The following is a 22,761-nucleotide window of genomic DNA, read 5'->3' on the forward strand; positions in this document are numbered from 1 at the left end:
CTCCAGTAGAAGAATGCGTCTTAACGACGCTGTACATAAGTGATGGCCAGCGCTAAGGCCAGCACTAATCCTTTGATAATGTCCATGGCGTAATAGGGCACAGATAACATCACCAGGCCGTTTTGCAGAACCCCCAAAATGACGGCCCCGACCAGCGTACCCAGCGCATTTGGCTTACCGGAGCCGGCCAGTGAAAAGCCGATCCAGGCGGCAGCCACGGCGTCCATCAGATAACCGCTACCGGCGTTAACCTGAGACGATCCAATGCGTGAGGCCAGCAGAATACCGCCCAGTCCGGCCAGTAGTGAGGCAATCACATAGGCCAGAACGCGATAACGCGTGGTGCGAATACCGGAAAGTCGGGCGGCTTCGGGATTTCCGCCCAGCGCATACATGCGGCGGCCGTGTTTGGTCAGCGATAGCGCCAGCTGTGCCACCACGGTCACCACCAGCATGATAATCACGATCGTGGGTACCTGACCCAACAGGTTAAAGGCAGCAGGAATGGTGCCTTCCGCCATATCGCCGCTGGGCAGCACCATGTTTTCCGTAATCGAGCCGCCAAAGCTGTAGGTCATTGCAACGCCCTGAATCACAAACAGGGTGGCCAGCGTGGCCAGCATGTCGGGAATGCGCAGCACGACGATCAGAAAGGCGTTAAACAGTCCCACCAGCGTGCACAGCGCCAGAGTGATGGCGATCGCCGCCGTGGTATCGAAGCCGTACCAGACAAACAGCGAAATGACCAGGGCGTTTGCCAGTGACGCGGTAGAGCCCACCGAAAGGTCGAAGCCGCCAACGGTGAGGGATACAGAAACGCCCACGGCAATCACGGTTACGATGGCGATAGACCGCAAAATATTGATGATATTGTTCGGCTCTAGAAAGCTGTCGGAAGCCAGGCCAAAGGCAGCGATCAATATCACCACTGTCAGCAACATGCCCCACTTATAGAGGAAATCGAACAGCTGATGGCGCAGCGATGGCGATGCGGAATTCAGGGCTAACTCTTTACTGCTCACGCAGGGGTTCCTCCGGTGGAATAGAGCAAAAGTGTCTCTTCCGTGGCGCGTTGTCCGTCTAATTCCGCCACAATACGTCCGTCCCAGAGCACACAAATACGGTCGCATAAGCCGACCAGTTCAGAAAATTCGCCAGAGGCGTAAATAATCCCTTTGCCTTCATGGGCAAGGTTGCTGATTAGCGTGAACAGTTCCGTTTTGGCTTTTACGTCCACGCCTTTGGTCGGTTCGTCGAAAATCAGGACATCGGCGTTATTGCGTAACCATTTGCCAATCGCCACCTTTTGTTGATTGCCGCCGGAAAGCCGACGTAACGGTTGGGCGGGGCCAGTCGTACGCACGTTAAGACGACGGATCACCGCCTCCGCCCAGCGCCATGCCTGACGATGGCCGAACAGGCTCCAGCGGGAAAAACTGTCGTCTGCGCTGATACTGAGGTTCATCGCCACCGATTCGTCAATGAAGATGCCCTCTTTGCGGCGCTCTTCCGGCACCAGTGCCATGCGCTGACTCACGGAATCGTGTGGCGATCGCGGTTTCCAGCGTTTACCGTGCAGTTCACCGCGGGCAACCCGGCTTTTACTGGCACCAAATAACGCTTTGCAGAGTTCGGTTTTGCCAGCCCCGGCCAGCCCGGCAATACCCAGAATCTCGCCCTTGTGTAAACGCAGTGAGATATCCTGAAGCAGGTGTTCATCATGTAATCCTTCCACCGCCATGAGTACGGATGAGGACTGCAATGGCCGGCGCGGAGGATAGATATCGGTCAACGGATGACCCAGCATTTTTTCAACGATTTGCTCACCGCTCAGGGAAGCCATTGGGCTACTTTCCACCAGGCGGCCATCGCGCAGTACCGTCAGGCGATCGCAGATGGCTTTCAGTTCGTGAATACGATGAGAGATAAATATCACGCCAATACCGCTGGTCTGCAGGCGACGAACTACGGCGAACAGGCGCTCGCTTTCGTGTTGGTCGAGTGGGGCAGTGGGTTCATCGAGAATCAGAAAGCGGCAGTGGTGCGACAGGGCTCTGGCCAGCAGGATTTGCTGCTTTTCCGCCAGCGAACAACGTTCGACCGGGCGTCTGACATCAATCGTGGCATCCAGCTGCGCCAGCAGGTCCCGCGCCTGACGACGCATATCGCCCCAGCGAAAGCCATGGCCCGGTTCGGCCAGCTGATCCAGCAGAATGTTCTCGGCCACGCTTAACTGGGGCACCAGCGCAACATCCACTTCCTGCTGCACCAGGTGAATGCCGAGCTTTTTGGCGTCACTCGGGCTGCGAATCGACACGGGCTGGCCGTCCAGCAGAATCTCACCGTGATAGTGGCTGTGGGCACCGGAGAGTACCGCCATCAGGGTGGATTTACCCGCGCCATTGGCCCCGGTCAGGGCATGAACCGAGTGACCTTCCGTCAGAAAATCCACTGAGGTTAACGCGGCAAATCCGCCGAAATCGATAGAGATGTTACGCATCTCAAGGCGATTGACTGCACGCATCACGGAGCTCTCCATTAAAGTCACTGATCGCATTTTTTCCCGAAGCTACCGGTGCGGCAACTAACGAAAGCGCATAAGTTAGCACAGAAATTTATTAGCCATCCAGACATCTGGACATAATGGCGGCTAAAGCTGACTAAGCGCAGCAAGTTGGTGATTTAACGGTAAGAAGTCGCCTTAACCCAGCGGATTATGCTGCGCCTGGGCGTCAGTCTTTTTTAAACGGATGCGCTTTTATCTCAGGATCGGAAAATGCGACGTGGTTTTGTCGCAGACTTCACCACGTGAAGAACGCATCGCATCCGTCGCGGTTACTTCACGGCATAGATTTCGGCGAGGTCGGCCAGATCCCAGTTACCGCCTGTTAACAGTACGCAGACTTTCTCAGCGGGCTTCAGGCTGACCGATCCCGCCAGCAACGCGCCAAGGCCGATGGAGGCCGCAGGCTCGGCAATCAATTTTGCCTCACTGGCCAGCACCCGCATGCCCTGAGCAATATGCTCGTCGTCAACCAGCACAATCTCATCTACGTACTTTTCAATAATCGGGTAGGGGTTGCGGCCCGGCACGCTGAGTCTTAAGCCATCCGCAATAGTATTGAGCAGCGGCAGTGACGTTGGCTGTTTGTTGATCCGACTTTGGTAATATTTCGGGGTCAGAGCGGGTTCCGCGCCAATCACTCTGACGGCAGGGCGGGTTTCTTTGATTGCGGTGGCCACACCGGAGAGAAGTCCGCCACCGCCCAGCGGCACAATCACGGTATCCACATCCGGCAAATCATGCAGGATTTCGCAGCCGATCGTTCCCTGGCCCGCCATGACCATCGGATCTTCAAAGCCATGCACTACCGCATAATTGTTGAGCTCGGCAATTTCATACACCTTCTTCCAGCGGGACGCATTGTCGCCATCGAAGAGAATCACCTCTGCGCCCAGGGCGCGCGTATTGTCGATTTTGATTTGCGGCGTTGTGACCGGCAGCACCAGAATGACCTTTACGCCCAGCATTCTGCCTGCATAAGACAGGCCCTGGGCATGATTGCCTGATGAACTGGAAATCATGCCGTTGGCAAACGCTTCAACGGGCAGAGAAAGGACCTTATTCAGTGCGCCCCGTATTTTAAACGCGCCGGTAATCTGCAACGTCTCCGGCTTGAGGTAAAGCTCACAGCCGACCCGTTTTTCAATTTTTTCAGCGCGGAGTAACGGCGTATGACGAATATGGGCAGCGATGCGCTGCTGTGCGTCATGAATGTCCTGCAGGGTGGGGTACGAACGCGTCATATACATTACCTTCGTCTGAACGAAACGTTATTCAAAAAATGCAAATCCGGTTCCGTAGCCTTTTTCAAGGGCCTTGCGGTAAATGCGCCCGGCTGTCGTGTTGTCCTGAATGGCAAGCCCGGTGGAGTCAAAGAAGGTAATTTCCCGATCGTTTTCCCGGCCCGGTTTCATCCCGGACAAAATTTCCCCGATTTCGGCATGGATCGCGTTTTCACTGATGATATTTCTGTCCAGCGCATGCCAGGTTTCTCCTTTCTGCGTGCACTGGGGCAGGGAATCCACGATCACTTTTGCCCGACCAAAAATCTGCGGGTCAAACTCCTGTTTACCGCGCTGATCGGTGCCAATAGCGATGATATGCGTGCCGGGCAGAATCCAGTCGGCCTCAATCAGCGGACCTTTGCCCCGGGTGGTGGTGATAAGAATATCGGCTTGCCCGACCGCCGCCTGACAGCTGTCCGCGATAATGACCGGAATACCTGTGGTGTTTTCAATGTCCGCTTTGAAAGCCTGACGGGTGGCTGGCGTTCGGCTCCAGGCATGGATTTCCTCAATATCCATTACCCGGGCGATCGCCTGGATTTGCATTCTCGCCTGATTGCCAGTGCCAATCGCGGCGATTTTTTTGGCATTTTTACGTGCCAGTGCTCGGACGGAAACAGCGCCCGACGCACCGGTTCGCAGACCGGTAATCAGGCTACCGTCCATCACACAGCACAGGGCGCCGCTTTGGGCATCAAACAGGATGATCGTGCCCATACCGCCCGGCAGACCAGGACGGGACGGGTTTTCTGAAAAACCGCCGGAGGAGGCTTTCATCGAAATCAGTTCGTTGGTGCGGTAATAGCAGGTTTTAAAATCAATCTCGCCACGGGGGGCGGGCAGGTGCAGGCCGATATAGTCAGGCTGTTCCACCAGGCCGCCGTTAAAGGCCCTGTAGGCTTCGTCGACGGCTTCAATGACATCATCAATGCTGATGAGCTGTCGTACATCTTCTTTGGTGAGTAATAAGGTCTTCATGCGTCCTCGGGTCGTGTCAGACGAACGATTCCCGACTAGCGCAATGGTGTTAAAACGCGGTCGGGAAAAGAGGGATTCCCGACATTATTACACTGGCGTTGCAACAGAAAATGCCAATCTGCACCCCGGAGAAACGCTTTAAACTGTTTTAGCGACGGGTGACGAAAGCTAATGCTCGGGCAAGTGCGACGGCGGAAAGGCGAGCGAGGCGCAAAAAAAAAGGGCTTATGCAGAACATAAGCCCTTAATCTTATGGCGTACGGATTTTATTTCTCCGGCACCACATTCAGCAGTGTAGTCAGCAGCTTCCAGTACAGGCCAACGCTTTCGATATGGACCTGCTCATCGGGGGAGTGCGGACCTGTGATGGTCGGGCCGATCGAGACCATATCCATGTTGGGATAGGGCTTTTTAAACAAGCCACATTCCAGACCCGCGTGGATCACCTGAATATTGGGTGTTTTGCCAAACAGGGCGACATAGGTTTCACGCGTCAGGGCCATGATGGGCGAGTCGGCATCGGGCTGCCAGCCAGGATAGCCGCCTTTTGGTTTGGTCTGCGCGCCCGCCAGCTGGCCGAGTGAGGTCAGCATCTGCACCACATAATCACGTCCCGTGTCGATCAGCGAACGAATCAGACAGTTAATTTCCGCTTTGTCGGCATCCATCGTCACAACGCCCACATTAAGTGAGGTTTCCACAACGCCTTTGGCGACATCAGAGTTGCGGATCACGCCGTTCGGGGTGCTGTTTAACAAATTCAGGAAGCGATCGCGGCTTTCACGGCTCAGCGCCTCGTCCTGATGGGCAACCGGCTCGCTGACAAAAGCAATATTCTTCTCTTTCACACCGTGCTCATTCTGTACCGCAGCCAGGAAGCTGGCGGCGGCCGATTTGAGGTTATCCACTTTGCTGCTGTCGACAGAAACGGTTGCAAAGGCTTCGCGAGGAATCGCGTTGCGCAGTGTACCGCCGGTGAACGCAATCAGGCGAAGATCCAGCTCTGCCGCATGCGCGGTCAGAAAACGGGCCAGCAACTTATTGGCATTCCCCAGGCCCATATGAATATCCGCACCCGAGTGACCGCCACGCAGCCCTTTCAGGGTAAACTTCAGGGTTTCAAAACCGGCAGGAACCGCTTCGCGCGTCAGGGGCAGGGTTGTGATGAAATCGATGCCGCCTGCGCAACCCATGTAGATCTCACCTTCTTCTTCCGAATCGGTGTTGATCAAAATGTCAGCCTGCAGCCAGCCTGGCTGTAAACCAAAAGCACCGTCCATACCGGTTTCTTCGGTCATGGTGAGCAGGACTTCCAGCGGGCCATGGGTCAGGCTGTTGTCCGCCAGTACCGCAAGGGCCGACGCCATACCAATCCCGTTATCGGCGCCCAGCGTCGTCCCGCGCGCTTTCACCCATTCGCCATCAACATACGGCTGAATAGGATCTTTGGTGAAGTCGTGAACGGTATCGTTATTTTTCTGCGGCACCATATCAAGGTGTGCCTGCAGGGCCACGGGCGTGCGTTTTTCCATACCGGCGGTCGCAGGTTTACGAATCAGGATATTGCCGACCTGATCGCGCTCACACCAGAAGCCTTGTTCTTTGGCCCAGTTAACAATGTAGTTAGCCAGCGCTTCTTCATGAAAAGAGGGATGAGGAATCGAGCAGATTTTGGCGAAAAAATCCCACAGCGGCTGTGGAGAGAGTTGAGACAATTCAGACACGACAAGTCTCCTGTGTCAGTGCGCCGGCTTTGCCGGACAGTGCGAAGTTCCAGTGAAAGATCGCCGTCAGTGAACTGACGAGATAGGGCGAGAATATCACTGTTTTTCGTTCTGTGTGTCATTCACCGCGCTAAAAAACCGCAACCAGCCGCCAGGTGCTGGTTTTTAGCGCGTCATGTCCTTATAATCTCGCGCAACCTTTTCCCCGTTGCACATTTTTTAAGCCACACTGACTGGCTGGGATTCCTATTTATGAGCGAAAAATACGTCGTTACCTGGGACATGCTGCAGATTCATGCCCGTAAACTGGCTCAACGCCTGCTGCCTGTTGAACAGTGGAAAGGCATTATTGCAGTGAGTCGCGGCGGTCTGGTACCGGCTTCGCTGCTGGCACGTGAACTGGGTATTCGCTATGTCGATACCGTGTGTATTTCCAGCTATGACCACGATCATCAGCGTGAAATGAAAGTCCTGAAACGCGCCGAAGGCGATGGTGAAGGCTTTATCGTGATTGACGACCTGGTGGATACCGGCGGTACCGCACAAGCCATCCGTGAGATGTATCCGAAAGCGCGCTTCTGCACCATCTTTGCAAAGCCTGCCGGACGTGCGCTGGTTGACGACTATATCGTTGATATTCCGCAGAACACCTGGATCGAACAGCCATGGGACATGGGCGTGGTTTATATTCCACCGATTGTCAAAGGCTGATTGACGCAACACAAACAACGCCCGGTTTTCCGGGCGTTGTGCTTTCTGCGCCTCGCGACTTGCCGTGCAGTACAGTAAACTTAACTGCTGCTGTCTGTGTTGTTAGAGAGGTGATATGTCTGGCAAAAACCTGAGCGTTGAGCTGTTTAAACCTCGCTTTAAACATCCCGAAACGTCGTCGCTGGTACGCCTGCGTCGGCATGCCACGCATGAAGTGCATTCTGCCCTGGATGGCGACAGCCGGCGCGGCTGGTATCGGATGCTTAATAAGCTGATGTGGACATGGCGGGGCGTGCCCGCGCAGGAGATCAGCGAGGTACTGGCACGTATTGCAATCAGCGATGTTGAGCACACCAACCCTGCGCTACTGGATACGGTAATAGGTTATCGCAACGGTAACTGGAACTACGAGTGGAGCAGACAGGCAGGTCGCTGGCAACAACGTGCACTGGACGCGAAAGAGGACGCCCACGACCAGGCCGGGCATGACTGGCTGCACGCGTCTCATCTCTACAGTGTGGCCGCGTACCCCTATATTAAAGGCGATGAACTGGCGGATCAGGCGCAGGCCCTGGCCAGCCGCGCTTATGAAGAAGCGACCCGCCGCTTACCCGGGGAACTCAAAACGCTGACCTTCCACATTGAAGGGGGCAGCCCCGTCAGCGGCTTTTTGCATATGCCGCCTGGCGTGGAAGCCCCTTATCCGACCGTGATGTTTTGCGGTGCGCTGGACTCGCTGCAAACTGACCACTATCGTCTCTTCCACGATTATCTTGCGCCGCGCGGCATCGCTATGCTGACGCTGGATATGCCGTCCGTCGGGAACGCCATTAAGTGTAAGCTCAGCCAGGATACCAGCTTTCTGCATCAGCAGGTGCTGCGCGATCTGGCTTCTGTTCCGTGGATCGATCACACGCGTGTAGCGGCGCTGGGTTTTCGCTTCGGTGCTAATGTCGCCGTTCGTCTTGCCTATCTGGAAGCGCCGCGTCTGCGAGCCGTAGCCTGTCTCGGGCCCATCGTGCACAGCCTGCTGACACAAAATACCTTGCAAAACAAAGTACCGGATATGTATATGGACATGCTGGCCAGCCGACTTGGCATGGCAGGCAGTACAGACAGCGCCTTGCGGGCGGAACTGCTCAGCTACTCGCTGAAAAATCAGGGGCTACTGGGACGTCGAACTGCCACGCCCATGCTGTCAGCATACTGGTCCAACGATCTCTTCAGCCCTGAGGAGGAAAGCAAACTGATTGCCAGCTCTTCAGCACAAGGTAAAGCGTTGTTAATTCCGGTAAAACCGGTAGCGGCCAGTTTCGATAGCGCCCTGAATGAAATCTGCGACTGGCTGGCACAACGTTTAAAAAGATAGCTGGCAAAATTGACAGTGTTTGCTACAACTACTAGCTGGAATCATTCGGATCGTTGCAAGACAATGCAGCATGGCTGCTGCGGTTCGAGATATAAAGCCTGTCCTAATGGAGAATTAGCATGACGTTACCGAGTGGTCATCCCCGCAGTCGCCTGCTTAAACGCTTCACGGAACTGGGACCTTACATACGCGATGGAAAATGTAGTGAAAATCGCTTCTTCTTCGACTGCCTGGCTGCCTGCGTAAATGTTAAACCTGCGCCTGAGCTGCGAGAGTTCTGGGGCTGGTGGATGGAGCTGGAAGCGCAAGCCGATCACGTTACCTATGTGTATCATATTGGCCTGTTTGATAAAGAGGGCGACTGGTCTGTCGCCACGATCAAGGGCAAAGATAATTCAGCCCGCGTGGAAGAAACGCTGCGTAATTTCCATGGCCGTTTAAAAGAGACGTTGAAAGAGTTTGAACTGGATCTGGTGCCCGCCAGTGACTTCGATGAAAAACCGATAAAACTCAGCGCCTGAAACTGAAGCCCCTGCGGGGGCTTTGTTGTCAGGATCGATCCCGCTCAGATTGCCCTACAGGAAAGGGCGAGTGATGGTCACTCGCCCTTTTAACAGACACATTCACATTGAGGGTAAAGCACTAAACCTCTCCATCACGCGGGCCGTCATTCCTTCGACAGCCTCTCTCGTCAGGCGAAGCTCAGATTCATCAGAACTGGTAGGTCAGGCCGACAGCAACGATGTCATCGTTGTTAAGCGCCAGCTTGTTGTCTTTATCCAGTTGGTTAATTTTGTAATCAACAAACGTCGACATGTTTTTGTTGAAGTAGTAGGTGGCGCCCACGTCGATATATTTAACCAGGTCTTCGTTGCCGATACCGTTTTCGATATCTTTGCCCTTGGTCTGCACGTAGCCAATAGAAGGACGCAGGCCGAAGTCAAACTGATACTGCGCAACCAGCTCCAGGTTTTCTGCTTTGTTGGCTGAGCCCGAAACGGAGCCGCCAGCGACACGGTTTGTTCCACTGATAGGCGTCATGTTGCGGGTTTCGGTATAAATCGCGGCCAGATAAATACTGTTGGCATCATATTTCAGGCCCGTGCCCCATGACGTTGCTTTATCGCCATGACCATAGGTGCCAGCCTGTTGTGAATTGGTACGGTCAGAAGAAGTGATTGCACCCAGTACGCTCACACCAGAGTCAGCAATCGCATAACCCAGTGAGGCACCATAGCCATCACCATTCTGGCGTGTAATATCGGTACGGCTGTTTGCGGAAGTCGAGTCATTTTTACCCTGATACTGCAGGGCAAACTTCAGACCATCGACCAGACCAAAAAAGTTGGTGTTACGGTAAGTGGCGACGCCAGAAGCGCGCTGCGCCATAAAGTTATCCGTACGGGCTGTACCGTCACCACCAAATTCCGGGAAGACGTCAGTCAGCGATTCAACGTCATACAGTACGCCGTAGTTACGGCCATAGTCGAATGAACCGTACTGAGAGAATTTCAGACCGGCAAAGCCCAGACGGGTTTTGTTGCCTGTATTAGCATCGCTGCCTTCAGAGTTGTTAGCATTGTACTGATATTCCCACTGGCCATAACCGGTCATCATATCGTTAATCTGCGTCTGGCCTTTGAAACCGATACGCACATAAGATTTGTCGCCATTTTGAGCAGCATTATCGCTCATGTAATGCTCGGCTTTTACCTTACCGTAGAAATCCAGCTTGTTACCGTCTTTGTTATAAACTTCAGCGGCCTGAGCGGCAGAGGTCAGCGCCAGAGCAGAGACAACGATTGCCAGTGTACTTTTCTTCATTTGCTATCAATCCCAATGAGTAAAATGCTTATATCCTCACTATTTTCTTGCTGCAGGCAGGGCTGCCTTATTCTCCGGTCGCTCAGTGAACGCACCAGGGGGCATTCATTTGCCGCCTTGTTACATCAAGAAAACTTTTGAGGCATTAGTGAAAATATTTGTAAAACACCGACTTTTTACCGATGAATGATGAAGTTTTTATGACAACTTTTATGTTTTGTTGTTAAAGGGGAACTTTTGGTCTACTCCGCACTCTGCAAAATTTGCAGCTTTTCCCTTACTGGCTGTTGGCTTCCCTCACCGCACCTGTTAAAAAGTCGGTTCACAGAAATTTTTTACGGCAGGACAACATGAGTGGCAGTCAGACCCTTGTGGTCAAATTGGGTACCAGCGTGCTTACCGGCGGTTCGCGTCGGTTAAACCGGGCACATATGGTGGAATTAGTGCGTCAGTGCGCGCAGCAGCACGCCGCCGGCCATCGTATTGTGATTGTGACCTCCGGCGCGATGGCGGCCGGTCGTGAACATCTGGGTTACCCCGAACTGCCGCCTACCATCGCCTCAAAGCAGCTGTTAGCTGCGGTGGGGCAAAGTCGTCTGATCCAGTTGTGGGAACAGCTGTTTTCTATTTACGGTATTCATATCGGGCAGATGTTACTGACCCGTGCTGATATGGAAGATCGCGAACGCTTCCTCAATGCCCGCGATACCTTACGGGCCTTGCTGGACAACCACATTGTGCCGGTCATCAATGAAAATGACGCCGTTGCCACGGCGGAAATTAAAGTGGGCGATAATGACAACCTCTCTGCGCTGGCGGCAATGCTGGGCGGGGCAGACAAACTGTTGTTACTGACCGATCAGCAGGGATTGTTTACCGCCGATCCGCGCAGTAATCCGGATGCCCAGTTAATCAGCGATGTGCATATCATTGACGACGCACTGCGCGCACTGGCGGGCGGAAGCGTATCCGGGTTGGGCACGGGCGGCATGTCGACGAAGCTGCAGGCTGCCGATGTCGCCTGCCGGGCCGGTATTGATGTCATTATTGCGGCCGGAAGTCGTCATGGCGTGATCAACGATGTGATTGAGGGCAAGCCCGTCGGTACACTGTTTCATGCTCAGCAGACGCCGCTGGAAAACCGTAAACGCTGGATTTTCGGTGCGCCGCCCGCCGGAGAGATCACCGTGGATGACGGTGCGCTTGCTGCGATTGTTGCGCGCGGCAGTTCGCTGCTGCCAAAAGGGATCCGCGAGATTCAGGGGAATTTTTCCCGTGGTGAAGTGATCCGTATCCGCAGTTTGCAGGGGCGCGATATTGCGCACGGCGTCTCGCGCTATAACAGTGATGCGATGCGCATGATTGCGGGTCACCATAGTCAACAGATAAGCGAGATTCTGGGCTACGAATACGGGCCGGTTGCCGTGCATCGCGACGACATGATCGTCAGTTAAGGAGTACACATGCTTGAAGAAATGGGAAAGGCGGCGCGCGCCGCGGCCTGGAAACTGGCGGATCTGTCTGCGGCAGAAAAAAATCAGGTTTTGCTGACTATCGCCGATCGGCTTGAGGCAGAAAGCGAGGGGATCCTGGCGGCAAACGAGCAGGATCTGGCTGAGGCGAGGCAGAACGGCATGAGCGCCGCATTGCTCGATCGCCTGACGTTGACGCCCGCGCGCCTCAGTGCGATTGCCCACGATGTTCGCCAGGTTTGTCGGCTCGCCGATCCGGTAGGGCAGGTGATCGATGGTGGTTTACTGGACAGCGGCTTGCGCATTGAGCGCCGCCGGGTGCCGTTAGGGGTGATCGGCGTCATTTATGAAGCGCGTCCGAACGTCACGGTGGATGTGGCGAGCCTGTGCCTGAAAACCGGCAATGCGGCCATCCTGCGTGGAGGGAAAGAGACATGGCGGACGAACGCGGCTACCGTCCGGGTAATACAAAACGCTTTGCAGCAGCACGGCTTGCCATCAGCTGCCATTCAGGCGATTGAGAATCCGGATCGGGAACTGGTCAATCAACTGCTAAAACTGGACCGCTATGTGGATATGTTGATTCCGCGAGGGGGCGCCGGACTGCACAAACTCTGTCGCGAACACTCCACTATTCCGGTGATTACTGGCGGCATTGGCGTTTGCCATATGTATATCGACGACACGATGGATATCGACGCCGCGCTGGATATCATCGTGAATGCCAAGAAGCAGCGTCCGAGTGCCTGTAACTCCCTCGAAACGCTGCTGATCGACGCGGCCATGGCGGCGCGCTTTCTGCCCGCTTTTATGGCCCGCATGGCAGAGGAGAACATTCCGCTGCATGCTGATGCCAGTATCCTGAGTGAACTGCAGCAGGGACCGGCCAGCGTTACCGCCATCCAACAGGGCGATTACGACGATGAATGGCTGTCGCTTGATCTCAACGTTAAACGGGTTGCCGATATGGATGAAGCTATCGCGCATATTCGCGAGCACGGCACGCAGCACTCAGACGCTATCCTGACACGCAGCACACAAAATGCCGCGCGCTTTGTTAAGCAGGTTGACTCGTCTGCTGTTTACGTCAACGCCAGCACGCGCTTTACCGACGGGGCACAGTTTGGTCTGGGCGCGGAAGTCGCGGTCAGTACGCAAAAACTGCATGCCCGTGGTCCAATGGGCCTGGAGGCGCTGACGACCTATAAATGGATTGGCTGGGGAGACGACAGCCTGCGTGCATAACCGCATTTTAGTGAATAAAACGGGAGCCTGTGCAGGCTCCCGTTTTTTTTAGATGGCTTTTTTCGCACCACTCAATGGTAGAGTTTTTCGTCCGTTGGCCGCTTTTTAGTCAGTAAGAGGGAGGTTGTTCATCAGAAACGATGAAGGTAGGGCGCAATTTTTTACACAAGATTACTGAAAGGTGAGGTCAGACGCGGCTTAGCGCCTGATTTTATGCTTCGCTTGGCATAATAACGGTTAACAATAATCAAAAATGCCTGGCAATGCCGTTAGGTAGTCAACGGGCGGTAATATAAAATGAACTGGTAGCAATAACGAAAATAACATTCAGCACCTCTTTCATGGTTGATTATTAACTGATGGTTAAAAAAGAGAGTATCAAACAAGCGTTCACTGCCAGGCTGATCGCCGCGTGTGAAAGTGCGGGCATCACCGGTCATGGCCGAAATAAGCAGGTCGCCTGTGCGCTGCAACAGCAGGGTTGTCAGATTTCCGCACCCGGCGTGTGGAAATGGTTTAACGCGCAGTCCGTGCCCGATAACGGCAATCTTCTGGCGCTCAGCCAGTTACTGGGTGTCAGAGTAGAATGGTTGCAATATGGCATGGAGCAGACCCCGGAACCGTATTTACTGCAGGATATGCCGTGCCAAAAAAGCACGTTTCGCGTTAACAGTTTTGACCTGGGGCAAACGTCAGCAATGGGGATTCCCGTCGGGGATGACTTCGTTGAAACGATTAAGGCTATCGAATACGGGCAGGAGGAAGCCCGCATCTTGTTCAGCGGCCGCCCGGCCGATCATATTCGGTTAATCGCAATGAACAGCGATGCCATGTCAGACACATTTGCCCCACGGGATCAGCTGTTTGTGGACATTAGCGTGCAGACATTCGACGGAGATGGCATCTACATCTTTACGCTGGACGACAGACTTTACCTCAAACGCCTGCAACTGCAGCATAAAAGAATTGCTGTTATCTCAGATAATAAACGTTACGAGACTTGGTATCTGGACCGGAATGATGCGGGCAGTTTAACCGTTCTGGCAAAGGTGATCATGAGCCAGGCCAGGCAGTATCATATTCTGGGTTAGGCAATTCAGTCAGACTGATGATCCTTAAGTGAAAAAATAATCGGTCTAAATTCAAAAAGTTAACTTATGGTAAAAAATAAATTAACCAGTGGTGTTTGATAAAGCATAAGAACCTGTTAATAATTTGAGCAGGGACGAAAAAAGTTGTTACCTCCAGGATGAAACGCTCTTAAACAATTGAGGCGCTGCACAAGCGCGAATCAACCCCCCAACGCTAATGAGCTTTGGGATGGGGTGGATGCGTACCGTGCAGTGTCATCAGATGCCGCCCGAACCCTTTGCTTACCCTTCCACCTGACTGATTATTCAGCCGGGAGGAGTGCCTGTGAACAGCATTCCGCGACGTTCAGGCGTGTTCAACGGAGCGAAAATGCTTGCCTGCCACCCTATCGCCAAAGACTCATTCACAGGAGGAGTTATGGCGATAATCCAATATGGCAAAAGCGTTTTTACAGGCAATGCACGAACTCGCCGTCATCAGCGGCGTCAACCTCTTAACCGTCTCAAACACAGTATTGACGAAGCACTTAACTGTCCACCCGAAACCCGCACGCTTCGCCGCGCAGAGCAAATCTGTCAGCGGCAAGTGATATCGGCTGTTGATCGCGCGATTACCGCACCGCGCCTGAGAAGCCAGGAGATATCGGGATTTGATAATTGCTGCCTGCCACATGTTCATCTCTATGCGGTCCGTTGAACGAATTTTTCGTCACTGATTTTACGCCTGTCGCAGGCATCTCCATCCTTTCTGACCTTTTGTAAATGCTTCAATGCTGCTGCATGTTCACCCGACATCGCCGCTGCGTTTATCCCTGCACTAATCAGTTTGTTTTATGTTTTGTCAGCCCGGTCGGTTATGTCTGCATCGTCTATGAGGAGTTTTTATGAGCCAGATTATTGCAATTCTGAATTTTGAAGAGGGTTACGCCGAAATGCCGTATCTCGATACGCTGGGGTTTCCTACCGTTGCAGGCGGCATCCGTATTGGCCCAAAAGGCGCATCGCTAAGTAACTATGTCATGCGGGTTCCCCGGCGGGTCGGGGATGTCTGGAAGCAATGCATTCTGGAAAACAAGATCACAGATATGCAAAGCCGTGCGCCCATTAAGCTGGCGCTGGAGAAATGTAATGAGGCGCGTACCGATGTTCTGATGAGTATGGCCTATCAGCTTGGCGTAGATGGCATTTTGCAGTTTAAAAACATGCTCAACGCGATTGCCCAGGAAAATTTTGTTGAGGCCGGTGAGGCCATGCTCAACAGCCTGTGGGCGCGGCAGACACCGGGCCGTGTCCGGCGTCATGCCGAAGTGATGCGCAGCGGAAACTATGACGTCTACCGGGGGTTACTATGAGATGGTTACTTTTCATTATCGCGGTGTTAAGCGTCATTATTATTTTGCTGTTAATGCAGCGCTTCACCACGCTTCAGTTTGTTTCTCACGCCAAATTGTTGTTTAAAACCTGGTCTGTATGGCTTGCCTCGCTGGGATCGATGCTCAGTGCCTGGGTTCAGTCGTTTCCGTCTTCTGCGCTCAATGCCTGGCAAACACTGCCGGAGGACGTAAAAAGCATTCTTCCCCACAACTATCTGGGTCTTATCGGTGCCTTCATGGTGGCGATGGGCGTGATTGCGCAGTTTGTTCGCCAGAAAACCCTGCTCAATGAAAAACGGCAAAGTAAGGAGATGGAGTCATGACGTTTTTTTCTCTGTTAACCAACGGTGGCTGGCACTGGTTGGCTGCGCTGGGTGCGCTGATGGCGGCTTTGGGAGCCAGTTACTTCGGTGGCAAAAAAATTGGCAAGGTGCAACAGCAGGCGCAGTCAGAAGCCGAGGGGGCCAGGCAAGAGTCAGACCGCCTGACGAAGATTACTCATCAACAGCAACACAATAGTGAGGAGGCGAAGCGTGTGGCGACTGATAACCTCAATCTTGATGATGCTGCTGCTCGCGACAAGTTGCAGCAGTCCAAATATAACCAGCCCTGAACCCATCATCTCTAACGATTCAGCCTGCATTCTCTTTTCCCCTATTTACACCCATGGCGATGACGCGCAGAAGGCAGACATTCGCACTGTGCGCGCCATCAATGCCCATAACGATCTCTGGGATGCCCTCTGTGGGCACCCCTCATCGTCAAAATATTTAACTAATTGATTTATAAACCCTTATCCTGAGGAGGATATCATGATTGAAGTCAACTCATTTGCTGAGCTGCGTACTACCGTGCCGTCAAAAGCAGGTGAAATTGCCGTGTTAAAACGCTACTACGACAAAGACTCCAGTTTCCGGGGCGGCGGTGATTTTGTGGGATTCACCGGCACCACCACGTTAAAAGACGATGGCGGTACAGTCGCTGTTGGCAATAACTTTTACTGGAAGCGTTCGATTAACGATCCACGTGAAGTTAACATCCTGCATTTTGGCGCGAAAGGCGATGGCGTAACCGATGACACCGATGCGTTTAAACGTATTCTTGGCTGGTCACAAACTTACAGCCAAAATATGAAAGGTTTACCGGTCCGTTTTCCCGGCGGACGTTTCCTGATCATGCCAATGGACCTGAGTGATACAGAAATGCCGTTCTTTGGTCTGGCCGGCGATGACCTGGCGCTGGGTTCTCTGCCTGGCACAACCCTTATCTCCGACAAAAGCGCCAATACGCTGTTTAAGGTTAAAGCCCGCAGGACGACGATCCGTGGTATCACCTGGGACGGGCAAGCCAGCGCGGATATTGTTGCCAATAAAGCCACCATCACCCCTGAGATGTGCAGCAACACTCAGCCTTTCTTTGAAAATATCTGTGTGGAAGGGCAAATCGTCAATATTAGCTGTTTTCGCGGCCAGCGCAGTGGCGGCACGATTTTTAAACTGCAGGACACGCTAGACAGTAAGTTTGAGCAAATCTACACCAATACCACCTACTCACGGGTGTTTGATATTGGCTGGTCAAATTCGCCCAATGGCGTGTGGGATCACTCCACGGCGGTTGAATTGTGCAACGCGAATTTCCAGACAGGCTATGGCGATGCCACGCTTTACATGCCGCGCATGACACAGGCGATTATGCGCAACGTGTGGATTGAACATACGCGTAATCCCGGCGATCTGTCTGATGGCGGCTGGACAATTGATACGCTCAACGTCGAAGACTGTAGTGCACCTTTAATCCTCAATAATGCGCGCGTGGTAATGCGCCATATTAACCTGCAGGCGGGCGCAAAGCTCAGTCAGGATCTGGTCACGGGCAAATGGCTTTCTACTTTCGAGTATGGCTATCGCCGCGACGAGAACTACGGCACGTTTATGAGTGGATCGCTACGGGCAGGGTACTTCAGTGGCTATAAAGTCGTGAATAATACTGCGACGGATAACTGGTATCGCCTGGGCCAGGTGTTTTTCCCTTCACCCAATCAGCAATGGGTTATTGAGTTGATTGGCAAAGCGGATAACACCACGCCTTCGGGGACTGCTACGTCACCCGTTAACATGCCGGGTACAGGGAAAACGTGGATCAACCTACAACGGCTGGATACCGTCTGGGCGGATGCCTGCCACATGGGTCAACCTGCTGTTATGGATATTCGCTACAACCGGGTGGGCACCACCTATGCTGGCGTGTGGGTCAAGCTGCGCGCTAACAGCGGTGAGACCATGTTTAACCTGAAAACCACCGGGCCGACGCGCTTTGACACCGGATCCTGCTCACTTTTCCAGAGTGATATGTCTCAGGTTGATGACGTCACAAAAGTCGGGACGCTAAAACCCGCTGCGCGCTTTGGTCTTCACAATGGTGTAGCGGGGCTGGGTGCCAATGAAAAAGGGGTGGTAACCCTGGCGACCGCAGAAGGCTCGCCGACAAATAAAACAACGCCGACCGGATTTGTGCTGATGAATATAAACGGCGTCGATCGCAAGGTAGCGTATTACGATTAGCATGCATACACATTCGCGAGGCTTCGGCCTCGCGACATTTATTTACATGCTGGCAGATGTTGAAGTGTTATTGCGATGATCTGACGCGCTGTGCGGACAGATCGCTTCCGTTTTATAAACCTTTACTAAACAACCTGCCGTTATTCGCCATGAGTGATAACGCAAAGCGCACTGCATGACAAAAATTTTTACGTTTCAATACTAAAAATTAAAGTCCCAATAACTCTTCGCAAGAAACACTCCATTCTTGCAACACAAGGAACACGTTGTATGGTGGCTGCCATTATCATTGGTATTTTTATTATTAGCGTTATCTATGCGCACTCACGCGGTGTAGAAAAGCAAAAGTTTTCACGTCAGTTATTTGATCACTCGACCTTTATGGCGCCCATCAATATGTTTATGACGGGCTTCTCCAGGTTGCCGGCAAAACAGCCTTATTTCCCGACGGATGATTTTCCTGAACTTCGTCAGCTTACCGATAACTGGGAGGTTATCCGTGAGGAGGCGATACGGCTTCAGGATCACATCAAAGCGGCACAAAGCCATAATGATGCAGGTTTTAACACCTTCTTTAAACGTGGCTGGAAACGTTTTTACCTTAAGTGGTATAGCGATGTGCACCCTTCAGCACAGCAGCTGTGTCCTGTGACCACGGCACTGGTGAGTCAGATCCCGTCCATCAAAGCAGCCATGTTTGCAGAACTGCCTGCAGGCAGTCATTTAGGTAAACACCGCGATCCCTACGCGGGATCGGTGCGTTATCACCTTGGCCTGGTGACGCCCAATGACGACCGTTGTTTCATCGAAGTGGATCGCCAGCGCCATAGCTGGCGCGATGGTCAGGCGGTGATTTTTGACGAAACGTATGTGCACTGGGCGCAGAATGAAAGCGAGCAAACGCGCATTATTCTGTTCTGCGATATTGAGCGGCCGATGAAATGGCGCTGGGCACAGGCGGTTAATCACTGGGTTGGCAATACATTAATGTCGGCAGCCGCCTCGCCCAATGATGAGAATGACAAAACGGGATTCATTAACCGGATTTTTAAATACGTTAATGCTGTTCGCGATGCCGGACAGAAGCTGAAAAAGCGTAACCGGACCCTTTATTACTGGGTAAAACATAGCTTAATTGCCCTGATCTTTTTGGCGATCATTGTCCCGGGTATGATGTAGCAAAATAACAAGGCGGTCAGGCGCAGACTGACCGCCTCATTGGCTGGCGAATATAACCGACAGCCCTTACTTTAGTTTGAACTCACTGGCATCAATCGCATAGTGTTTCATTTTTCGCCATAAGGTGGTGCGTCCAATATTCAGCATCGCCGACATAGCCTGTACCTTGCCATGCGTCATTCGGGCTGCCTGAAGAATCGCTTCTTTTTCAATGGCGCGAAAAGACAAATCATCCGGCAACAACGCCGTGCCGGCAGTATTATCAGCCTGTTCAGAAAACAGTGATTCAGGCAGGTTGCTTAGCCGGATATGGCCATTTTCACTGCGGATCGCAATATTCTCGATTACGCTGTTGAGCTCAAAGTCATTGCCTGGCCATCCATACTGCATTAACTGCGTGATAACCTCGTCATCCACTTTAAAACGTGATGAAAACCGCTTTTCCAGCCTGCGCAACCGGGTGTTAATGAGACAGGGAATGCTGTGACGGCGCGCCCGCAGAGGCGGTATGGCAATTTCAAAGGAATGTAAGGCGTAATAAAGCTGACGGCTAAAACGATTCTGTTCCACAAGATGGGCCAGATTAGTGGTCGTTGTGGCAATCACTTTGATATCAACAGGAATAAGCCGCCGGGCATCCAGCCGGGTCAGTACGCCCTGTTTGATGACCTGAAGCAGCACAGACTGCTGAGCCGGAGTAAGATATTCAATCTTTTCCAAAAACAACGTGCCGCCGCTGGCCAGCGCCAGTCGGCTTAACCGGCCATCTTCATCCTCGCCGGGCGCACTGCCTGTAAAATCCTCTCCCAGAGAATTGTCGGCATAAAGTTGACAGTTAACCGCAATGTAGGGACCACTCGCCCGGTCGCTTTCATTATGAATCGCCTGGCTGAGTAGCTCTTTCCCCACGCCTTCTTCCCCACACAGTAAGACCGGAAAGCGGCCTTTTGCGGCCTGACGGCCGAAACAAACCAAACGTCGTGTTTCCGCATCTTCTTCAGGCATTTGTTCAAACGTATGGCTGACTTTGCCTAACTGACTGGTCATCAGCTGGCGCATCTGCTCAACCGGATGAAGCAGCAAAATAAAACTGTTGCCCTGGGGTTCAACAATCGGTTTCAACGTAATGACGGCATCCACAAACTGGTGCTGGCTTTCAAACGTGACCTCTACATGCTTCAGCGCCTGAACCTGGGTGATGGCCCGACGCAACAGGGCAGGCAGGGTCACCAAATCCGCCAGCATTTTTCCCTGACTGGTCAGCGCATTCAGATGCAACATCCGTGCGGCCCGGGCGTTGAGAAACTGCAACACGCCTTGCTCGTTCCAGGCCATCACGCCGTCATCCATGCTTTCCAGCAGGCCATTGAGTTGATTCAGATGGCGGTTGGACTCGGTAAGCAAAGTGTCCGTCAGTAACGAGTTGCCCACCTCACGGGCAATGGCTAACGTCAGAGAAAGATCTGACGATGCCTGCGTCTTGTCCTGGCAGGCCAGAGAAATGGAGCCAAATAAGCGACCATGATTATCAAATATTGGGGTTGAGCAGAAAAACCAGGGATGAAGGGCCCGTTTGAAGTGTTGTTCGCCGTGGGTCTTAATGGGCTGACCTTCAAGCGCCGCCAGCGATAAGGCACAGGTACCGATAATGCTTTCCGCACAATAGCTGCCATCCCGCATGCCTAATGCGTCAAGCTGCATCAGCGTTTCAGGCGCGCCGCAGCGGGTCAGAATACAGGCTGATTCGTCCAGAATGAGCAGCGCACAGGCACGGTTTTCCATGTATTCCCATGCATCCTCCAGCGTCGCCTGACCGAGGGTTATCAACGCGGCTTTACGTCGACATATGGATTCATAGGTCAGGCCCTGCGCCTGGTGTGGCGTCTGCCAGTTATCGCGTTGCATATATTTACTGCAGCGCTGCCATGACTGCGTAATCACCACTGAACCGTCATTATTGCTATGGGGAGGTAAACCCGTCATCACGTTTTCCGCCAGAAAACCATAGAAAATCCCTCTGACAGATCCGGTCAGAGGGACGCCTGGTGCCCGTGATACCCGGGCCAGCGGTTACCGGCAGTCGGCTAACGTGACAGCCACTGCTGCCCCAGCAGATCCGCAGTCACAATGGCTGCGTACACGCTGTCCGGTGTAACCGGGAACGGCATATTGTGGATGGTTTCGCCTTCCACGCAGGCCGCATGGGCAACCGCGCTTATTTTCTCTTCAATGCCGTGTTTCACTCCCATCTGTGCCAGCGTGACAGGCAGGCCCACTTTCTGGCAGAAGTTCAGCACGGTTTCGATCTCATCTGTCGGGCTGTTTTGCAGTACCAACTGCGCGAGCGTACCAAACGCCACTTTTTCGCCATGATAAAGATGATGGCACTCTTCCAGCACGGTAAATGCATTGTGAATCGCATGAGCGGCAGCCAGACCGCTGCTCTCAAAACCAATACCACTCAGATAGGTGTTGGCTTCCACAATACGTTCCAGGGCTTCCGTGACGACGCCCGCCTGGGCGGCACAGCGCGCTTTTTCGCCCTCAGCCAGAAGCGTCTCGTAGCACAGACGCGCCAGGCTTAACGCGGCCGCGGTCGATTTCCCTCCCGCCATGCTGGTTGCGCCCGAGTCATAACAGGCTTTTGCTTCAAACCAGGTCGACAGGGCATCACCCATACCGGCGACCAGCAAGCGAACCGGGGCTTTGGCAATGATTGTAGTATCCATGACCACCATGTCAGGGTTTTTGGGATAGATCAGGTACTCAGCAAACTCACCGGATTCGGTATAAATGACCGACAGCGCGCTGGTGGGCGCATCCGTCGACGCGATGGTCGGGATCACCACCACCGGCAGTTTCAGATACCAGGCGACGGCTTTAGCGGTGTCCAGCGTTTTCCCCCCACCCAGTCCGATCACGCCCCGGCAGCCATGCTGTTCGACAAGGGCCATCAGGCGTTCTATTTCCGTCCGGCAACACTCCCCGTTAAAGCGTTCGGCATGGCAGGTCACACTGTGGCTGGCAAGGCCGGACAGGACCTGATCGCCCGCCAGTTTCATCACAACGTCATCGGCAATCACAAAAAAATGATTTGCCAGGTTTTTGGCATATTCCCCAAAGGACAACAAGGCATCGGGGCCCTGAATATATTTCGCTGGAGACTGAATAATTTTTGGCATTCCTTTCACCCTCAAGTAAGAACATGTTCGCAAGATGAACGCGCGCATCTTTCTGGCTCAGTTGGCGATGTGAGCCGGATGATGACCGGCGTACGCGACTCACTTTACGATCAACGGTGAGGGGAAATATTTTTGACGCCAACGTTCTTATATGGAACGCCATACGGTCAGTTGTGTTCCATCCTGAAACAATAAACGCGCTC

General features: G+C 53.2%; 20 protein-coding genes. 12 read left to right on the forward strand and 8 right to left on the reverse strand.

Translation table 11 applies throughout. The features are described from left to right. Positions 1 to 20 precede the first annotated feature (20 nt). From C7434_RS00275 to pepD, 5 genes are all read right to left on the reverse strand, one after another. Positions 21 to 1,022: an ABC transporter permease gene (locus C7434_RS00275; protein ID WP_006118048.1), complete on the reverse strand. Its 1,002-nt coding sequence runs from the start codon at positions 1,020 to 1,022 to the stop codon at positions 21 to 23. After that, positions 1,019 to 2,524 carry a sugar ABC transporter ATP-binding protein gene (locus C7434_RS00280; RefSeq protein WP_133745291.1) on the reverse strand — a complete coding sequence of 502 codons (1,506 nt, stop codon included), beginning with the start codon at positions 2,522 to 2,524 and terminating at the stop codon, positions 1,019 to 1,021. The genes C7434_RS00275 and C7434_RS00280 overlap by 4 nt, the downstream gene beginning before the upstream one ends. 311 nt (positions 2,525 to 2,835) lie before the next feature. After that, positions 2,836 to 3,807, reverse strand: a complete 972-nt coding sequence (locus C7434_RS00285) for a threonine/serine dehydratase (protein WP_033738776.1) — start codon at positions 3,805 to 3,807, stop codon at positions 2,836 to 2,838. Positions 3,808 to 3,834: 27 nt separating this feature from the next. Then, positions 3,835 to 4,827 carry an ornithine cyclodeaminase family protein gene (locus tag C7434_RS00290; protein WP_133745023.1) on the reverse strand — a complete coding sequence of 331 codons (993 nt, stop codon included), beginning with the start codon at positions 4,825 to 4,827 and terminating at the stop codon, positions 3,835 to 3,837. A gap of 266 nt (positions 4,828 to 5,093) precedes the next feature. Beyond that, on the reverse strand, positions 5,094 to 6,551 hold the full coding sequence (pepD, locus tag C7434_RS00295) for a beta-Ala-His dipeptidase (RefSeq protein ID WP_133745024.1): 1,458 nt from the start codon (positions 6,549 to 6,551) through the stop codon (positions 5,094 to 5,096). 252 nt (positions 6,552 to 6,803) lie between these two features. Between pepD and gpt the strand changes: the two genes are divergently transcribed. From gpt to crl, 3 genes are all read left to right on the forward strand, one after another. Continuing rightward, a complete protein-coding gene (gene gpt / locus C7434_RS00300; RefSeq protein WP_006118053.1) occupies positions 6,804 to 7,262 on the forward strand; it encodes a xanthine phosphoribosyltransferase in 459 nt (152 codons plus the stop codon). A gap of 115 nt (positions 7,263 to 7,377) precedes the next feature. Next, positions 7,378 to 8,631: an esterase FrsA gene (gene frsA, locus C7434_RS00305; RefSeq protein WP_133745025.1), complete on the forward strand. Its 1,254-nt coding sequence runs from the start codon at positions 7,378 to 7,380 to the stop codon at positions 8,629 to 8,631. Between the two features lie 119 nt (positions 8,632 to 8,750). Next, complete coding sequence (crl, locus tag C7434_RS00310) at positions 8,751 to 9,152, forward strand: sigma factor-binding protein Crl (protein ID WP_006118055.1); 402 nt, start codon at positions 8,751 to 8,753, stop codon at positions 9,150 to 9,152. A 190-nt stretch (positions 9,153 to 9,342) separates the two neighbouring features. On the opposite strand, the gene ompC is transcribed toward crl, so the two are convergent. After that, the gene (gene ompC / locus C7434_RS00315; protein ID WP_133745026.1) at positions 9,343 to 10,455 is read right to left on the reverse strand and encodes a porin OmpC; all 1,113 of its coding nucleotides are present in this window, start codon (positions 10,453 to 10,455) and stop codon (positions 9,343 to 9,345) included. A gap of 350 nt (positions 10,456 to 10,805) precedes the next feature. Here ompC and proB point away from each other — a divergent pair, with 350 nt between their 5' ends. The 9 genes from proB to lpxO all read left to right on the forward strand — a co-directional run bounded on the left by proB (position 10,806) and on the right by lpxO (position 19,376). Continuing rightward, the gene (proB, locus tag C7434_RS00320) at positions 10,806 to 11,909 is read left to right on the forward strand and encodes a glutamate 5-kinase (protein WP_033738564.1); all 1,104 of its coding nucleotides are present in this window, start codon (positions 10,806 to 10,808) and stop codon (positions 11,907 to 11,909) included. A 9-nt stretch (positions 11,910 to 11,918) separates the two neighbouring features. Continuing rightward, a complete protein-coding gene (gene proA, locus C7434_RS00325) occupies positions 11,919 to 13,172 on the forward strand; it encodes a glutamate-5-semialdehyde dehydrogenase (protein WP_006118058.1) in 1,254 nt (417 codons plus the stop codon). 359 nt (positions 13,173 to 13,531) lie between these two features. Continuing rightward, positions 13,532 to 14,263, forward strand: a complete 732-nt coding sequence (locus C7434_RS00330; RefSeq protein ID WP_133745027.1) for a S24 family peptidase — start codon at positions 13,532 to 13,534, stop codon at positions 14,261 to 14,263. 418 nt (positions 14,264 to 14,681) lie between these two features. Then, entirely contained in the window at positions 14,682 to 14,960 is a 279-nt protein-coding gene (locus C7434_RS22355) for a hypothetical protein (protein ID WP_006118060.1), read from the forward strand. 187 nt (positions 14,961 to 15,147) lie between these two features. Then, a complete protein-coding gene (locus tag C7434_RS00340) occupies positions 15,148 to 15,615 on the forward strand; it encodes a glycoside hydrolase family protein (protein ID WP_033738569.1) in 468 nt (155 codons plus the stop codon). Continuing rightward, the gene (locus C7434_RS00345) at positions 15,612 to 15,959 is read left to right on the forward strand and encodes a hypothetical protein (RefSeq protein ID WP_006118062.1); all 348 of its coding nucleotides are present in this window, start codon (positions 15,612 to 15,614) and stop codon (positions 15,957 to 15,959) included. Before C7434_RS00340 ends, C7434_RS00345 begins: the two co-directional genes overlap by 4 nt. Next, positions 15,956 to 16,249, forward strand: coding sequence for a hypothetical protein (locus C7434_RS00350; RefSeq protein ID WP_133745028.1), 294 nt, complete (start codon positions 15,956 to 15,958; stop codon positions 16,247 to 16,249). Before C7434_RS00345 ends, C7434_RS00350 begins: the two co-directional genes overlap by 4 nt. A gap of 199 nt (positions 16,250 to 16,448) precedes the next feature. Continuing rightward, positions 16,449 to 18,197: a glycosyl hydrolase family 28-related protein gene (locus C7434_RS00355; protein WP_033738573.1), complete on the forward strand. Its 1,749-nt coding sequence runs from the start codon at positions 16,449 to 16,451 to the stop codon at positions 18,195 to 18,197. Between the two features lie 270 nt (positions 18,198 to 18,467). Further along, positions 18,468 to 19,376, forward strand: coding sequence for a lipid A hydroxylase LpxO (gene lpxO, locus C7434_RS00360; protein WP_033738574.1), 909 nt, complete (start codon positions 18,468 to 18,470; stop codon positions 19,374 to 19,376). A gap of 66 nt (positions 19,377 to 19,442) precedes the next feature. Here lpxO and dhaR read toward each other — a convergent pair whose 3' ends face one another. Beyond that, the gene (gene dhaR, locus C7434_RS00365) at positions 19,443 to 21,359 is read right to left on the reverse strand and encodes a dihydroxyacetone kinase operon transcriptional regulator DhaR (RefSeq protein WP_133745029.1); all 1,917 of its coding nucleotides are present in this window, start codon (positions 21,357 to 21,359) and stop codon (positions 19,443 to 19,445) included. Between the two features lie 101 nt (positions 21,360 to 21,460). Further along, positions 21,461 to 22,558: a glycerol dehydrogenase gene (locus tag C7434_RS00370; RefSeq protein WP_033738579.1), complete on the reverse strand. Its 1,098-nt coding sequence runs from the start codon at positions 22,556 to 22,558 to the stop codon at positions 21,461 to 21,463. Positions 22,559 to 22,761: the final 203 nt, after the last annotated feature.

The sequence above is a fragment of the Pantoea sp. PNA 14-12 genome (genome assembly GCF_004364735.1).
Lineage (GTDB): Bacteria > Pseudomonadota > Gammaproteobacteria > Enterobacterales > Enterobacteriaceae > Pantoea > Pantoea stewartii.

Bases quoted from the DNA above. Each gene is read 5' to 3' on its own strand.
- proA (WP_006118058.1), top strand. From the start codon at position 11,919: ATGCTTGAAGAAATGGGAAAGGCGGCGCGCGCCGCGGCCTGGAAACTG.
- C7434_RS00345 (WP_006118062.1), top strand. From the start codon at position 15,612: ATGAGATGGTTACTTTTCATTATCGCGGTGTTAAGCGTCATTATTATT.
- C7434_RS00330 (WP_133745027.1), top strand. From the start codon at position 13,532: ATGGTTAAAAAAGAGAGTATCAAACAAGCGTTCACTGCCAGGCTGATC.
- proB (WP_033738564.1), top strand. From the start codon at position 10,806: ATGAGTGGCAGTCAGACCCTTGTGGTCAAATTGGGTACCAGCGTGCTT.
- crl (WP_006118055.1), top strand. From the start codon at position 8,751: ATGACGTTACCGAGTGGTCATCCCCGCAGTCGCCTGCTTAAACGCTTC.
- C7434_RS00285 (WP_033738776.1), bottom strand. From the start codon at position 3,807: ATGACGCGTTCGTACCCCACCCTGCAGGACATTCATGACGCACAGCAG.
- C7434_RS00370 (WP_033738579.1), bottom strand. From the start codon at position 22,558: ATGCCAAAAATTATTCAGTCTCCAGCGAAATATATTCAGGGCCCCGAT.
- frsA (WP_133745025.1), top strand. From the start codon at position 7,378: ATGTCTGGCAAAAACCTGAGCGTTGAGCTGTTTAAACCTCGCTTTAAA.
- ompC (WP_133745026.1), bottom strand. From the start codon at position 10,455: ATGAAGAAAAGTACACTGGCAATCGTTGTCTCTGCTCTGGCGCTGACC.
- gpt (WP_006118053.1), top strand. From the start codon at position 6,804: ATGAGCGAAAAATACGTCGTTACCTGGGACATGCTGCAGATTCATGCC.
- C7434_RS00355 (WP_033738573.1), top strand. From the start codon at position 16,449: ATGATTGAAGTCAACTCATTTGCTGAGCTGCGTACTACCGTGCCGTCA.
- C7434_RS00350 (WP_133745028.1), top strand. From the start codon at position 15,956: ATGACGTTTTTTTCTCTGTTAACCAACGGTGGCTGGCACTGGTTGGCT.
- C7434_RS00340 (WP_033738569.1), top strand. From the start codon at position 15,148: ATGAGCCAGATTATTGCAATTCTGAATTTTGAAGAGGGTTACGCCGAA.
- lpxO (WP_033738574.1), top strand. From the start codon at position 18,468: ATGGTGGCTGCCATTATCATTGGTATTTTTATTATTAGCGTTATCTAT.
- C7434_RS22355 (WP_006118060.1), top strand. From the start codon at position 14,682: ATGGCGATAATCCAATATGGCAAAAGCGTTTTTACAGGCAATGCACGA.
- C7434_RS00290 (WP_133745023.1), bottom strand. From the start codon at position 4,827: ATGAAGACCTTATTACTCACCAAAGAAGATGTACGACAGCTCATCAGC.
- C7434_RS00280 (WP_133745291.1), bottom strand. From the start codon at position 2,524: ATGCGTGCAGTCAATCGCCTTGAGATGCGTAACATCTCTATCGATTTC.
- dhaR (WP_133745029.1), bottom strand. From the start codon at position 21,359: ATGACGGGTTTACCTCCCCATAGCAATAATGACGGTTCAGTGGTGATT.